The following is a 13,507-nucleotide window of genomic DNA, read 5'->3' on the forward strand; positions in this document are numbered from 1 at the left end:
AATGCATCGTTTGCCATTTAGCAGAATTTAAGAAACCATTCGCACCGTATTTTAGTTCCCCTAAAAAACAATAACCGGCTTAAGCCGGTAAACAGCAGACACAACCGAGGATTTATGGCAGAGAAAAAACCGGAGCTACAGCGTGGGCTGGAAGCTCGACACATTGAATTGATAGCGCTGGGCGGCACTATCGGCGTTGGCCTGTTCATGGGCTCCGCAAGTACGCTCAAATGGGCGGGTCCTTCCGTATTACTGGCGTACATCATCGCCGGGCTGTTCGTTTTCTTCATCATGCGTTCAATGGGCGAAATGCTCTTCCTGGAGCCGGTCACCGGCTCTTTCGCCGTTTACGCGCACCGCTATATGAGCCCGTTCTTTGGCTACCTTACCGCCTGGTCGTACTGGTTTATGTGGATGGCCGTGGGCATCTCGGAAATCACGGCGATAGGGGTCTACGTACAGTTCTGGTTCCCGGACATGGTCCAGTGGATACCTGCGCTCATTGCTGTGGGGCTGGTGGCGCTGGCTAACCTGGCTGCCGTGCGCCTCTACGGCGAGATCGAGTTCTGGTTTGCGATGATCAAAGTCACCACCATTATCGTGATGATTGTCGTGGGTCTCGGGGTTATTTTCTTTGGCTTCGGCAACGGCGGGCACGCGATTGGCTTCGGCAACCTGACCGAGAACGGTGGCTTCTTCGCGGGTGGCTGGAAGGGCTTCCTGACGGCGCTCTGTATCGTTGTCGCCTCTTATCAGGGCGTGGAGCTGATCGGTATTACTGCCGGTGAAGCGAAAAACCCGCAGGTCACGCTGCGTAGCGCGGTGGGCAAAGTGCTGTGGCGTATCCTGATTTTCTATGTGGGCGCAATTTTCGTTATCGTGACTATCTTCCCGTGGAACGAAATCGGCACCACCGGCAGCCCGTTTGTCTTAACCTTCGCGAAAATTGGTATTACAGCGGCAGCAGGGATTATTAACTTCGTGGTGCTGACAGCTGCGCTCTCTGGCTGCAACAGCGGGATGTACAGCTGTGGCCGCATGCTCTACGCGCTTTCTAAAAACAACCAACTGCCTGCGGCGATGGGGAAAGTGTCCCGTGCGGGCGTGCCGGTTATGGGCGTGGCAGTATCGATCGTGATCCTGCTGATTGGTTCATGTCTGAATTACATCATCCCGAATCCGCAACGCGTGTTCGTTTACGTTTATAGCGCCAGCGTGCTGCCGGGCATGGTGCCGTGGTTTGTGATCCTGATTAGCCAGCTGCGTTTCCGTCATGCGCATAAAAAAGCGATCGCCAGCCATCCGTTCCGCTCCATTTTGTTCCCGTACGCGAACTATTTGACGATGGCGTTCCTGATTTGCGTATTAATTGGGATGTACTTTAATGAAGATACCCGCATGTCGCTGTTTGTCGGGATGATCTTCCTGGCTGCCGTCACAGCGGCATATAAGTTTTTTGGCCTGGGTCGCCGCGCCACCACGCATAAAGTGGAGGAATAAGCGGCAAAATGTGCAAACCATAACCAAACGCGCATTTTTTTCAAAAAAGCACTAGACAGCGGGGACGGAGGTACGTAATATCCAGCCCCGCAACGGCGCTAAGCGCCCGTAGCTCAGCTGGATAGAGCGCTGCCCTCCGGAGGCAGAGGTCTCAGGTTCGAATCCTGTCGGGCGCACCATTAACCCGGTGCTAGAGCTGCGGTGGTCTGAGAAGTAGTCAGTACCGCGTGAAAGAATACAGTGGTGGCTATAGCTCAGTTGGTAGAGCCCTGGATTGTGATTCCAGTTGTCGTGGGTTCGAATCCCATTAGCCACCCCATTATTTGAAAGAGTTGTGAATTGCGAAGGTGGCGGAATTGGTAGACGCGCTAGCTTCAGGTGTTAGTGTCCTTTGGATGTGGGGGTTCGAGTCCCCCCCCTCGCACCACGACTTTTTAAATGAATTGAACTAAAAATTCAAAAAAGCAGTATATCGGCGAGTAGCGCAGCTTGGTAGCGCAACTGGTTTGGGACCAGTGGGTCGGAGGTTCGAATCCTCTCTCGCCGACCAATTTTGAACCCCGCTTCGGCGGGGTTTTTTGTTTTCTGCGGTTTTTAATCCCTGTCGTTATTCCCCAACAACACACTTCTCCATTGTCGCGATTTGGCGACACGCAATGCCTTGAAAATAAACAATTTAATATTTCGGCGGCTTTATTGTCTCTTGCCGACGACAGGTTGAATCTCTTATCGGTACATTATCGGGCTTCAGGCGGTTCTTAACAGCAGAATTTCCTTTTATCTTAGAATGTTGCGCAATGTAAAAGTTCTGCGTGTAAACCTGGCATGTAACGTGCAATAATATGCGTGTAGATGCTCATTCCATCTCTTATGCTCGCCTTAGTGCCTCATAAACTCAGGAATGACGCAGAGCCGTTTACGGTGCTTATCGTCCACTGACAGATGTCGCTTCGGCCTCATCAAACACCATGGACACAACGTTGAGTGAAGCACCAAATATGTTGTCTTACAGACCTGTTTTAACGCCTGCTTTTATAGCAGGCGTTTTTTTATGGGTGAAAAAAAAGGAGGCCATTTGGCCTCCTTCGTGTTTATTGCGGTGGGTTGTTATTCTGCAACGTCAGAAGTAACCCGTCACGCCGCATGGCAGCGGCCTCTTCCGGCTTGTGCTGTTTATCCAGTGAATCAGCAAGCCAGGCGTAGTCAAACGCGTCCGGACGCTGTTTCAGCGCCGCGCGGAAGGCGAGGCTCGCCTCCTGCCATTCGCCGTGCTTCATCAGCGACTGGCCCAGCGTGCTCCACAGCAGCGGGCGGTCGCCCACGGTTTTGATCTGCTGGCGCAGCACTTTTTCGATCTGCTCAGGATTATTGGTTTTCAGGCGCGGGATCACCATTACCAGGCGGTCGTCGTACTGGCGCTTCAGACCGTCGAGGAGGATCTCCTGCGCAGTGTCATGATCGTCACATTCAATCAGATGTTCCGCCATCGCTACCTGCAGTGGAACCTGCTGACGCGTTTTACGGCTCTGATTCTTCCACCAGGTTTTCAGACCGTCGCTGCCCAGGTCGGCACGCGCCTGATCCATCAGCCCAATCCACGCCATGCGCTGCAGTTCGTCACGATGTTCATCGTCACCGACGTCTGCTTTTGCCATCGAAGGAATGATGTCCAGCAGTGAACCCCAGGCACCGGTACGAATGTAGGCCTGTTCAGCAAGGCGCAGCACTTCGGGATGGCGTGGGGTGATTTCCAGCAGTCGGTCAACGCCGTGGCGCGCCGCATGGTTTTCGTTCCTCGCCAGCTGCAGGCGAACGCGAGTGATCTCCACTGGAATCGGATCTTTAGGCGAAAGCTCGGACGCGCGCTCAAGATGTTGATTAGCACGGGCTTCATCGCCGCGCTGCTGTGCCGCTTCAGCGGCCAGCAGATAGTTCACTACCGGCTGTTCTGCGTGATCGGCATTCTTCGACATCAGCTTTTCTACCTGCTGATAATCGCCTTCGGCCAGTTTCAGCAGCGCTTGTTCTGTTTGCTTACGGGCACGACGGCGCTTACGGCCAACGAACCAGCCGCGGGTATGCGCCCCGGTGCGGAAAATACGGCGCAGGATCCATTCCACAGCAAGCAGCGCCACCACACCGAGGACCAGGATAATCACTAAGCCGGTAACGCTGGTTTCAATGTTGTAGTTATCAGTCTGAATCAGCACATAGCCTTGATGACCCGCGAGCATCGGCCCCAGGACGATCCCGGCGATCAGCAGGATAAAGAGTAAGAGGACTTTAAGCATCATTACTCTCCTTGTGGCGCGCTTTCAGGCGCTGGCGCGGCGGCCGGTGCTTCAGCCGTGCCTTCCGCCGGAACGCCGGGCTGGGCCAGCAGGTTACGCACGCGCGTCTGCATCAGCTTCTCCAGAATCGGCTGGCTTTCCAGTTTATCCGGCACGTTCATGGTGATGTTTTGCTGGCTCAGCTTATCAATGTCTTCCAGGAAGGCAGTGGTCGTCGCGTCATCAGTGTTGTAATACGCACGCACCCACGTCGAGACGTTATCCAGCGCCTGCTTGTAGGTCTCTTCCTGATGACGCGGTACGGCCTGTGCCGCAACCAGCAGGCGGGAGCGGATGTTTTCGCGCAGATAGATATCCTGGTTCGGTGCTAACAGCGGCACGGCGGTTTCATCGCGGCGGCGGATGGTGATGAAGCTGTCCATAAAGTTCTGCCAGCTTTTTTGCAGGTTTATGCGCCATTCGCTCAGGGAGCTGGAAAGCTCGGTACCGTCGGAATCCATCGGGGAGTCGTCGTCGTTGTTATCCGCCAGCTGCAGGTTATCAATCTGGTTCGAAAGCTGGTTCACCTTGAGGATAATGCCGTCGTAATCCACCTGCGAGACGGCGGAGAGGCTGGCGATATCTTCGGTAATGGCGCGGCGAGCGGCGATCAGGCTTGGGTCGTTCATGTCTGCCAGGCTCGCGTCGGCGCTTTTCAGCAGCGCGGCGGCAGTGGTAACGTCTTGATCGCTCCAGAGCTTACGTCCGGCCAGTTTCACCAGAAAATCCGCCTGTGAGAGCAGCCAGGTTTTGGCATCGGTACCGGAAATCGTGGCGACTTTCTCCTGCACTTCACTCAGCTGTTTGGTCAGCTCTTCCCGTTTGCTGTTCGCATCGGCAAGCGCGGCGGCCTGCTGTTTGATCACGCCTTCCAGCTCGGTTTTCTGCGTCTCCTGCGCTTTTTGCAGGGCGGTAATTTGATTGACCAGCGCATCGCTGGTGGCCGTCTGGTTAGAGCCTTGCTGCTTAACAAGACCGTACAGGCTAACGCCTGCCGCCAGGGCAATGGCGATGGCAATTGCGCTCAGCGCGAGGCTGGTTTTGTTGCTGCCGTTTTTCTTCTCAGCGGTTTTCTCTGTCGTCTCTGGCTGTGGGGTTGTGTCCACAGTCTCCCTGGTCTCTTCAACCACGGCGGAGGATTTTTCGTGTTCCGTCATTATGGCTTCCCATTTGAGAGTTATTGTAATGCGCGCAGCAGCGCATCGTTGTCGGCGTTATCAGCGATCCGAATATCTTGCCAGCCCAGTTCCCGGGCGTGGTTCGCCAGACGCTCACTGACGACCAGAAGCCGACAGTGGAGTAACCAGTTCTCACGATACCATTGTGGAATAAGCGACCATAGCTGCTGCAGCATTTCACCGCTGGTTACGACCAGGGTATCGATGCCGCGCATATGCCAGCGCATTGCCTCTTCCGCGCCATCGTAGTGTTTCGCACAACGCTGATAGCATTCGCAGAACGTGACGTTGGCCCCGCGTTCCCGCAGCGTTTCACCCAACAGTTCACGTCCACCGTTACCGCGTAAAATGAGCGCACGTTTTCCGGCAATAGTTTGTAATTCAGGTAATTGTAGCAAGACTTCGCTGATTTCCCGATCTAACGGGTAGCGAACGTCTGTTCCGCTCACGGTATGTAAGGCCAGTGCGGTTGTTCGTCCGATAGCGAAATAGCGGGGAGCAGTTGGCCACTCTCTCCTTGCTTGTTGCAACTGCGCATGGGCAAATTCCACGGCATGTTGCGACAGCGCGAAGATCAGGTCGCCTTCCTGCAGGGCATTCATCTGGTCGACGAGCATGGACAGCTCCCGACCGGGGGAGAATTCAATCAGCGGAAAACTCCAGGCCACCTGCCCCAGTGCGCGCAGACGGCTCACTAATTGCTCTCCTGCGGGAGAAGGGCGGGTGACGAGAATACTCATGCAGGGGGTTCTCCATTATAAACGTCAGCCAGAATTTCGCGGGCACCGTTATCCAGTAACTCTTCGGCCAGCGACACGCCAAGCTGCTCGGCATCTTGCGCCTTACCGCGACGTTCGCCGCGTACCATCTGTGAACCGTCCGGCGCGCCAACCAGCGCACGCAGCCACAGCTCACCGTCGGTTAATTCAGCATAGCTGCCAATTGGCACCTGACAGCCGCCTTCGAGGCGAGTGTTCATGGCGCGCTCGGCTTTTACGCGGATGGCGGTCTCGTCATGGTTCAGCGGTGCAAGCAGCTCGCGCGTGCGCACATCGTCAAGACGGCACTCAATGCCCACCGCACCCTGGCCCACGGCCGGTAGCGACAGCTCTGGCGGCAATGCGACGCGAATGCGTGATTCCAGTCCCAGGCGCTTCAAGCCGGCAACGGCGAGGATAATGGCATCGTAGTCGCCGTTATCCAGTTTGCCCAGACGCGTACCCACATTTCCGCGCAGCGAGCGAATCACCAGGTCCGGGCGGCGTTCGGCCAGCTGGCACTGACGGCGTAAACTGGACGTGCCTACCACGCTGCCTTCCGGCAACGCGTCAAGAGAATCATACTGGTTGGAGACAAACGCATCGCGCGGATCTTCACGTTCGCAGATGGTCACGAGCCCCAGCCCTTCCGGGAATTCAACGGGCACATCCTTCATGGAGTGCACGGCGATGTCAGCACGGTTCTCAAGCAAGGCCATTTCCAGCTCTTTGACAAACAAGCCTTTTCCGCCGACTTTCGCCAGCGGTGTATCAAGGATCACGTCACCGCGCGTCACCATCGGCACCAGCTCGACGCGCAATCCGGAATGGCAGGCTTCAAGGCGCTGCTTCACATAATGTGCCTGCCAGAGCGCAAGAGGGCTTTGGCGTGTGGCAATTCTCAAAACATTGTCTAACATGCTTGTTACCGTCATTATCAATCGCTAACCATCCTAACATTGTTGACTCTGTGATGGCAGTTTTACGGTTGATGAAGGGTGAGAGGGACAAGGCGGCGTATTTGTCTGCCGTAGCCGTATTCAGGAATTTACACGTACAGAACGGTGCTACACTTGTATGTAGCGCATCTTTCTTTACGGTCAACCGGCAAGGTGTTAAATTGATCACGTTTTAGACCATTTTTTCGTCGGTACCACCATAATGATAAGGGCGAAAGAAGGGTAACGGTTATCTTTTTGAAATACTGCGGGCTCGCTGTTATTCGTGTTTTGAATAGCTTACGACACCCGGAAACATCAGGCGATACGTCTTGTACCTCTATATTGAGACTCTGAAACAGAGACTGGATGCCATAAATCAACTGCGCGTGGATCGCGCGCTTGCTGCCATGGGCCCTGCTTTCCAGCAGGTATACAGTCTGCTGCCGACATTATTGCACTATCACCATCCGCTGATGCCGGGTTACCTCGATGGTAACGTTCCCCAGGGCATTTGCCTTTTCACGCCTGATGAAACCCAACAGCACTATCTGAACGAGCTGGAACTCTACCGCGGCATGCCGCCTCAGGTTTCTCCGAAAGGTGAACTGCCAATCACTGGCGTTTACTCAATGGGGAGCACCTCATCGGTAGGGCAAAGCTGTTCTTCTGACCTGGATATCTGGGTCTGCCATCAATCCTGGCTCGATAACGAAGAGCGCCAGCTGCTGCAGCGTAAATGCAGCCTGCTGGAGAGCTGGGCGGCGTCGCTCGGCGTGGAAGTGAGCTTCTTCCTGATTGATGAAAACCGTTTCCGCCATAACGAAAGCGGCAGTCTCGGTGGTGAAGACTGCGGCTCGACTCAGCACATCTTATTGCTGGATGAGTTCTACCGTACCGCCGTTCGCCTCGCCGGGAAGCGTATTCTGTGGAATATGGTGCCGTGCGATGAAGAAGAGCATTACGACGATTACGTCATGTCGCTCTATTCTCAGGGCGTACTGACGCCAAACGAATGGCTGGATCTGGGGGGCCTCAGCTCTCTGTCCGCCGAAGAGTACTTTGGCGCGAGCCTCTGGCAGCTTTATAAGAGCATCGACTCACCGTACAAAGCGGTGCTGAAAACGCTGCTGCTGGAAGCCTATTCCTGGGAATACCCTACGCCGCGCCTGCTGGCGAAAGACATCAAACAGCGTCTGCACGACGGGGAGATTGTCTCCTACGGGCTTGATGCCTACTGCATGATGCTGGAACGCGTTACCGAATACCTGAAAGCCATTGATGACACCACGCGTCTCGATCTGGTGCGTCGATGTTTCTATCTCAAAGTCTGTGAAAAACTGAGCCGCGAACGCGCCTGCGTGGGCTGGCGTCGTGAAGTGGTCAGTCAGTTAGTCAAAGAATGGGGATGGGACGAAGCGCGTCTGTCCATGCTCGACAACCGCGCCAACTGGAAGATCGATCAGGTGCGTGAAGCGCACAACGAACTGCTCGATGCAATGATGCAAAGCTACCGTAATCTGATCCGCTTCGCGCGCCGTAACAACCTCAGCGTTTCCGCCAGCCCGCAGGACATCGGGGTATTGACCCGCAAGCTGTACGCCGCGTTTGAAGCGCTGCCGGGTAAAGTCACCCTGGTGAACCCGCAGATTTCACCTGACCTGTCAGAGCCGAACCTGACCTTTATCTTTGTGCCACCGGGCCGCGCAAACCGCACTGGGTGGTATCTGTACAACCGTGCCCCAAGCATGGATTCGATCATCAGCCATCAGCCGCTGGAGTATAACCGCTATCTGAACAAGCTGGTGGCCTGGGCCTGGTTTAACGGCCTGCTGACCTCGCGCACGCGCCTTTTTATCAAAGGCAACGAGGTGGTTGATTTAGCCAAGCTGCAGGAGATGGTCGCTGACGTTTCGCACCACTTCCCGCTGCGTCTGCCTGCGCCAACGCCAAAAGCGCTCTACAGCCCGTGCGAGATTCGCCATCTGGCGATTATCGTCAACCTGGAGTACGACCCGACGGCGGCCTTCCGCAATCAGGTGGTCCATTTTGACTTCCGCAAGCTGGACGTCTTCAGCTTTGGCGAGCAGCAAAACTGCCTGGTGGGCAGCGTAGACCTGCTGTACCGCAACTCGTGGAATGAAGTACGTACCCTGCACTTCAACGGCGAGCAGGCGATGATCGAAGCGCTGAAAACCATTCTTGGAAAGATGCACCAGGACGCCGCGCCGCCGGACAGCGTCGAAGTGTTCTGCTACAGCCAGCACCTGCGCGGTTTGATTCGTACCCGCGTGCAGCAGCTGGTCTCTGAGTGCATCGAACTGCGTCTTTCCAGCACCCGTCACGAAACCGGGCGCTTTAAAGCGCTGCGCGTCTCCGGCCAGACCTGGGGGCTGTTCTTCGAGCGTCTGAACGTGTCAGTACAGAAGCTGGAAAATGCCATCGAGTTCTACGGCGCGATTTCACACAACAAGCTGCATGGCCTGTCGGTGCAGGTTGAAACCAACCACGTTAAGCTGCCGCAGGTGGTGGATGGTTTTGCGAGCGAAGGGATTATTCAGTTCTTCTTCGAAGAGTCAGGTGAGGATGCCGGTTTCAATATCTACATCCTTGATGAGACTAACCGCGCCGAGGTGTATCACCACTGTGAAGGCAGTAAAGAGGAGCTGGTGCGCGATGTCAGCCGCTTCTATTCCTCTTCGCACGACCGTTTTACCTACGGCTCAAGCTTCATTAACTTCAACCTGCCGCAGTTCTATCAGATTGTGAACGTCGATGGTCGTACGCAGGTGATCCCGTTCCGGACCCAGGCCGTAACGCCTGCCGCGCCTGCCAGTCAGGATACCGCGCCGCTGTTGCAGCAGTATTTCTCCTGAGCCTTTTCGCCGGGTGGCGCTAACGCTTACCCGGCCTACGGTCCGAGTCGCTGTAGCCGCCACCCGGCAACAAAACTACCTGAAACTCACTTTCTCACCCGCTTGCGCGGTCGCCGCCTGTTCCAGCAGATCCCAGAACGTTTCGCCGCTACGGTCGCACACCCACTCATCACCCTTCAGATCGAAGTGATAGCCGCCCTGTTTGGCCGCCAGCCACACCTGGTGAAGCGGCTCCTGGCGGTTAATAATAATTTTGCTGCCGTTTTCAAAGCTTAAGGTCAGGATACCGCCGTTGATTTCACAATCGATATCGCTGTCGCCGTCCCAGTCGTCCAGGCGCTCTTCGATGGTCATCCACAGGGTGTCGGCAAGGCGATGGAATTCACTGTCATTCATGGTTTTGTTCCTGTTTTTCGTGATGGCGGCAGTATAACGCTAAATAATTCCCGTTGCAGGAAAGCGGCAAACTCTTGCTTTTGTGTCTTCTCCTGCGATGATAGAAACAGATTTGAACTTACGAGCAACTTGATAATGAAAAACGTCTTCCGAACACTTGCCGTTCTCATCACGCTGTTTAGCCTGACGGGTTGTGGACTGAAAGGACCGCTGTACTTCCCGCCAGAGGATAAAAACGCACCGCCGCCAACGAAACCGGTGCAAAGCGGCATTGAGTCAACTACGCCAGATACTAACGATCGCGGCGATAACGGTGGCCCGACTCAGGTTAATCTCTGACAGATTACGTTCTGTACCCGCGCAATGGAGCAAATGATGCAGTTCTCTAAAATGCATGGCCTTGGCAACGATTTTATGGTCGTCGACGCGGTAACGCAGAATGTGTTTTTCTCCCCGGAGCTGATTCGCCGCCTGGCGGATCGGCATGTGGGCGTGGGGTTCGATCAGCTGCTGGTGGTCGAGCCGCCTTACGATCCCGATCTCGATTTCCACTACCGCATTTTTAACGCTGACGGCAGCGAAGTTAACCAGTGCGGCAACGGCGCGCGCTGTTTTGCCCGCTTTGTCCGCCTGAAAGGGCTGACCAACAAGCGCGATATTCGCGTCAGTACTGCGAACGGCCGTATGGTGCTCAGCGTGACCGATGACGAGCTGGTACGCGTGAATATGGGCGAGCCAAACTTCGAGCCTTCCGCCGTACCGTTCCGCGCAAACAAAGCGGAAAAGACCTATATTATGCGTGCGGCCGAGCAGACAGTATTGTGCGGCGTCGTCTCGATGGGTAACCCTCACTGTGTGATTCAGGTTGATGATGTGCAAACCGCCGCGGTTGAAACGCTCGGTCCGGTGCTGGAAAGCCACGAACGTTTCCCGGAGCGCGCGAACATCGGTTTTATGCAGGTGGTGAAGCGTGAGCACATCCGTCTGCGGGTTTACGAGCGCGGCGCGGGCGAAACCCAGGCCTGCGGAAGCGGTGCCTGTGCTGCAGTTGCTGTGGGCATCTCTCAGGGGTTACTGGCAGAAGAGGTTCGCGTGGAGTTACCGGGCGGTCGGCTTGATATCGCCTGGAAAGGACCGGGTCATCCACTGTATATGACGGGCCCGGCGACACATGTTTATGACGGGTTTATCCATCTATGAAACAACCAGGGGAAGAACTGCAGGAAATAATGACGGAACTGGATGACAGCGCTGTTGTTGATTACCTGCTGAACAATCCTGAGTTTTTTATCCGCAATGCACGCGTTGTTGAACAGATGCGCGTTCCGCATCCGGTTCGTGAAAGCGTGTCGCTGGTCGAATGGCACATGGCGCGCTCGCGCAAGCACATCAATCAGCTTGAAGAGAACATGACGCTGTTGATGGAGCAGGCCAGCAATAACGAGAGCCTGTTTTATCGTCTGCTGCACCTGCAGGCGCGTCTGGCCTCGGCGCACAGCCTTGAAGAGTTCCTCAGCCGCTTCCACCGCTGGGCGCGTGAGCTTGGGCTGGCTGGCGCGACGATTCGCCTCTTCCCGGACCGCTGGCGCATTGGTGCGCCGTCCGGGTTTACCCATCTGTCGCTGAGCCGCCAGGCGTTTGAGCCTCTGCGCATTCAGCGTCTGGGCCGTGAGCAGCACTATCTCGGGCCGCTAAACGGGCCTGAGCTGCTGGTCGTGTTGCCGGAAGCCAAAGCGATTGGCTCGGTGGCGATGTCGCTGATGGGGCGCGATGGCGATCTGGGTGTGATGTTATTTACCAGCCGTGATGCACATCATTATGAGCAGGGGCAGGGTACGCACCTGCTGCAGGAAATCGCCCTGATGCTGCCTGAGCTGCTGGAGCGCTGGATTGAGCGCGTATGACAGATGCACTTGCCGCTGACGTCACGCGCTTTCTGCGCTATCTGGGCGTGGAACGTCAGCTCAGTCCCATAACGCTGCTTAACTATCAGCGTCAGCTTGATGCCATCATCCAGATTGCCGACGAGATCGGCCTGAAAAGCTGGCAACAATGTGATGCTGCCACGGTGCGCGGGTTCGTTGTGCGTAGCCGTAAAAAAAACCTCAGCCCGGCGAGCCTGGCGCTCAGGCTTTCTGCTCTGCGCAGTTTCTTCGACTGGCTGGTGAGCCAGGGCGGTTTAAAAGCCAACCCGGCGAAAGGCATTGCCACGCCAAAAGCCCCTCGCCATCTGCCGAAAAATATCGACGTCGACGACGTAAATCGCCTGCTGGATATCGACCTTAACGATCCGCTGGCCGTGCGCGACCGCGCGATGCTGGAGGTGATGTACGGTGCGGGCCTGCGTCTCTCTGAGCTGGTGAACCTTGATTTAAAGCATCTCGATCTGGAATCCGGCGAAGTGTGGGTCATGGGCAAGGGCAGCAAAGAACGCCGTCTGCCGATTGGCCGCAACGCGGTTTCCTGGATTGAGCACTGGCTGGATCTGCGCGGGCTGTTTGGCGCAGAGGAGAATGCGCTGTTTTTATCAAAGCTCGGCAAGCGGATCTCGGCGCGTAACGTGCAGAAGCGCTTTGCGGAGTGGGGCATCAAGCAGGGGCTAAACAGCCACGTTCACCCGCACAAGCTGCGCCACTCGTTCGCCACCCACATGCTGGAATCCAGCGGCGATCTGCGCGGCGTGCAGGAACTGCTTGGCCACGCAAATCTGTCGACCACTCAAATCTATACCCACTTAGACTTCCAACACCTTGCCTCGGTGTATGACGCGGCGCATCCACGCGCCAAACGGGGGAAATAATGCGTTTTTACCGCCCACTCGGTCAGATCTCGGCCCTGACGTTTGACCTTGATGACACCCTTTATGACAACCGTGAGGTGATCCTGCGTACTGAGCAGGAGTCGCTGGCGTTTGTGCAGAACTACCATCCCGCGCTGAAAGCGATGCAGAACAAGGATTTTCAGACCCTGCGTCAGTCCCTGCGGGAGACCGAGCCGGACATTTACCACGACGTGACCGAATGGCGTCGTCGTGCGGTTGAGCAGGCGATGCTCAACGTGGGCCTGAGCGTACAGGACGCGGCCATCGGTGCCGAAGCGGCAATGGAAAACTTCGCCAAATGGCGTAGCCGTATCGACGTGCCGCAGGAGACCCACGATACGCTGGCGAAGCTTGCCGAAAAGTGGCCGCTGGTGGCCATCACTAACGGTAACGCCCAGCCTGAACTGTTTGGCCTCGGCGATTACTTTGAGTTCGTGCTGCGCGCGGGCCCGCACGGGCGCTCGAAGCCGTTCAGCGATATGTACCATCTGGCAGCGGAAAAAATGAACCTGCCGCTTGGTGAAATTTTGCACGTGGGCGACGATCTGACCACGGATGTTGCGGGTGCCATTCGCTGCGGCATGCAGGCCTGCTGGATCAAGCCAGAAAACGCCGACCTGATGACCACGAAGGATAGCCGTCTTCTGCCGCACGTGGAAATTTCGCGGTTGGCATCCCTCACGACGCTGATATAATCACCAGTAATATTG

At 55.9% G+C, this 13,507-nt stretch carries 12 protein-coding genes and 4 tRNA genes; 11 read left to right on the forward strand and 5 right to left on the reverse strand.

The window, feature by feature from the left end; all coding sequences use genetic code 11:
• Positions 1 to 114 precede the first annotated feature (114 nt).
• The 5 genes from thrP to ACOQH0_RS00765 all read left to right on the forward strand — a co-directional run bounded on the left by thrP (position 115) and on the right by ACOQH0_RS00765 (position 2,050).
• On the forward strand, positions 115 to 1,500 hold the full coding sequence (gene thrP / locus ACOQH0_RS00745; protein ID WP_421511348.1) for a bifunctional threonine/serine APC transporter ThrP: 1,386 nt from the start codon (positions 115 to 117) through the stop codon (positions 1,498 to 1,500).
• Between the two features lie 102 nt (positions 1,501 to 1,602).
• Positions 1,603 to 1,679: transfer RNA gene (locus ACOQH0_RS00750), tRNA-Arg, on the forward strand.
• Between the two features lie 64 nt (positions 1,680 to 1,743).
• A tRNA-His gene (locus ACOQH0_RS00755) sits at positions 1,744 to 1,819 on the forward strand.
• Between the two features lie 22 nt (positions 1,820 to 1,841).
• A tRNA-Leu gene (locus ACOQH0_RS00760) sits at positions 1,842 to 1,927 on the forward strand.
• 46 nt (positions 1,928 to 1,973) lie between these two features.
• Positions 1,974 to 2,050: transfer RNA gene (locus tag ACOQH0_RS00765), tRNA-Pro, on the forward strand.
• A gap of 541 nt (positions 2,051 to 2,591) precedes the next feature.
• Here ACOQH0_RS00765 and hemY read toward each other — a convergent pair.
• From hemY to hemC, 4 genes are read right to left on the reverse strand one after another with little or no spacing between them, the layout of a single operon-like run.
• A complete protein-coding gene (gene hemY, locus ACOQH0_RS00770) occupies positions 2,592 to 3,791 on the reverse strand; it encodes a protoheme IX biogenesis protein HemY (protein ID WP_421512395.1) in 1,200 nt (399 codons plus the stop codon).
• Between the two features lie 2 nt (positions 3,792 to 3,793).
• The gene (gene hemX / locus ACOQH0_RS00775; RefSeq protein WP_421511349.1) at positions 3,794 to 4,987 is read right to left on the reverse strand and encodes a uroporphyrinogen-III C-methyltransferase; all 1,194 of its coding nucleotides are present in this window, start codon (positions 4,985 to 4,987) and stop codon (positions 3,794 to 3,796) included.
• 20 nt (positions 4,988 to 5,007) lie between these two features.
• Positions 5,008 to 5,748: a uroporphyrinogen-III synthase gene (hemD, locus tag ACOQH0_RS00780; RefSeq protein WP_421511350.1), complete on the reverse strand. Its 741-nt coding sequence runs from the start codon at positions 5,746 to 5,748 to the stop codon at positions 5,008 to 5,010.
• Positions 5,745 to 6,686: a hydroxymethylbilane synthase gene (hemC, locus tag ACOQH0_RS00785; RefSeq protein ID WP_143350044.1), complete on the reverse strand. Its 942-nt coding sequence runs from the start codon at positions 6,684 to 6,686 to the stop codon at positions 5,745 to 5,747. The genes hemD and hemC overlap by 4 nt, the downstream gene beginning before the upstream one ends.
• Positions 6,687 to 7,036: 350 nt before the next feature.
• On the opposite strand from hemC, the gene cyaA reads away from it, so the two are divergent.
• Positions 7,037 to 9,580 (forward strand): class I adenylate cyclase, encoded by a 2,544-nt coding sequence (gene cyaA, locus ACOQH0_RS00790; RefSeq protein WP_421511351.1) that lies wholly within the window; start codon positions 7,037 to 7,039, stop codon positions 9,578 to 9,580.
• 75 nt (positions 9,581 to 9,655) lie between these two features.
• Here cyaA and cyaY read toward each other — a convergent pair whose 3' ends face one another.
• Positions 9,656 to 9,976, reverse strand: coding sequence for an iron donor protein CyaY (cyaY, locus tag ACOQH0_RS00795; RefSeq protein ID WP_042716804.1), 321 nt, complete (start codon positions 9,974 to 9,976; stop codon positions 9,656 to 9,658).
• Between the two features lie 135 nt (positions 9,977 to 10,111).
• Between cyaY and lptM the strand changes: the two genes are divergently transcribed.
• Genes lptM through yigB form a run of 5 tightly spaced genes read left to right on the forward strand, consistent with a single transcriptional unit; the run spans position 10,112 to position 13,492 of the window.
• On the forward strand, positions 10,112 to 10,315 hold the full coding sequence (lptM, locus tag ACOQH0_RS00800; RefSeq protein ID WP_042716806.1) for an LPS translocon maturation chaperone LptM: 204 nt from the start codon (positions 10,112 to 10,114) through the stop codon (positions 10,313 to 10,315).
• Between the two features lie 36 nt (positions 10,316 to 10,351).
• The gene (gene dapF / locus ACOQH0_RS00805; RefSeq protein ID WP_010426314.1) at positions 10,352 to 11,176 is read left to right on the forward strand and encodes a diaminopimelate epimerase; all 825 of its coding nucleotides are present in this window, start codon (positions 10,352 to 10,354) and stop codon (positions 11,174 to 11,176) included.
• Entirely contained in the window at positions 11,173 to 11,880 is a 708-nt protein-coding gene (locus ACOQH0_RS00810) for a DUF484 domain-containing protein (protein WP_421511352.1), read from the forward strand. The genes dapF and ACOQH0_RS00810 overlap by 4 nt, the downstream gene beginning before the upstream one ends.
• The gene (gene xerC / locus ACOQH0_RS00815; protein ID WP_010426310.1) at positions 11,877 to 12,776 is read left to right on the forward strand and encodes a tyrosine recombinase XerC; all 900 of its coding nucleotides are present in this window, start codon (positions 11,877 to 11,879) and stop codon (positions 12,774 to 12,776) included. The genes ACOQH0_RS00810 and xerC overlap by 4 nt, the downstream gene beginning before the upstream one ends.
• Complete coding sequence (gene yigB, locus ACOQH0_RS00820; protein WP_010426308.1) at positions 12,776 to 13,492, forward strand: 5-amino-6-(5-phospho-D-ribitylamino)uracil phosphatase YigB; 717 nt, start codon at positions 12,776 to 12,778, stop codon at positions 13,490 to 13,492. Before xerC ends, yigB begins: the two co-directional genes overlap by 1 nt.
• Positions 13,493 to 13,507: the final 15 nt, after the last annotated feature.

Source organism: Enterobacter sp. JS8-1 (assembly GCF_049187015.1).
Lineage (GTDB): Bacteria > Pseudomonadota > Gammaproteobacteria > Enterobacterales > Enterobacteriaceae > Enterobacter > Enterobacter mori.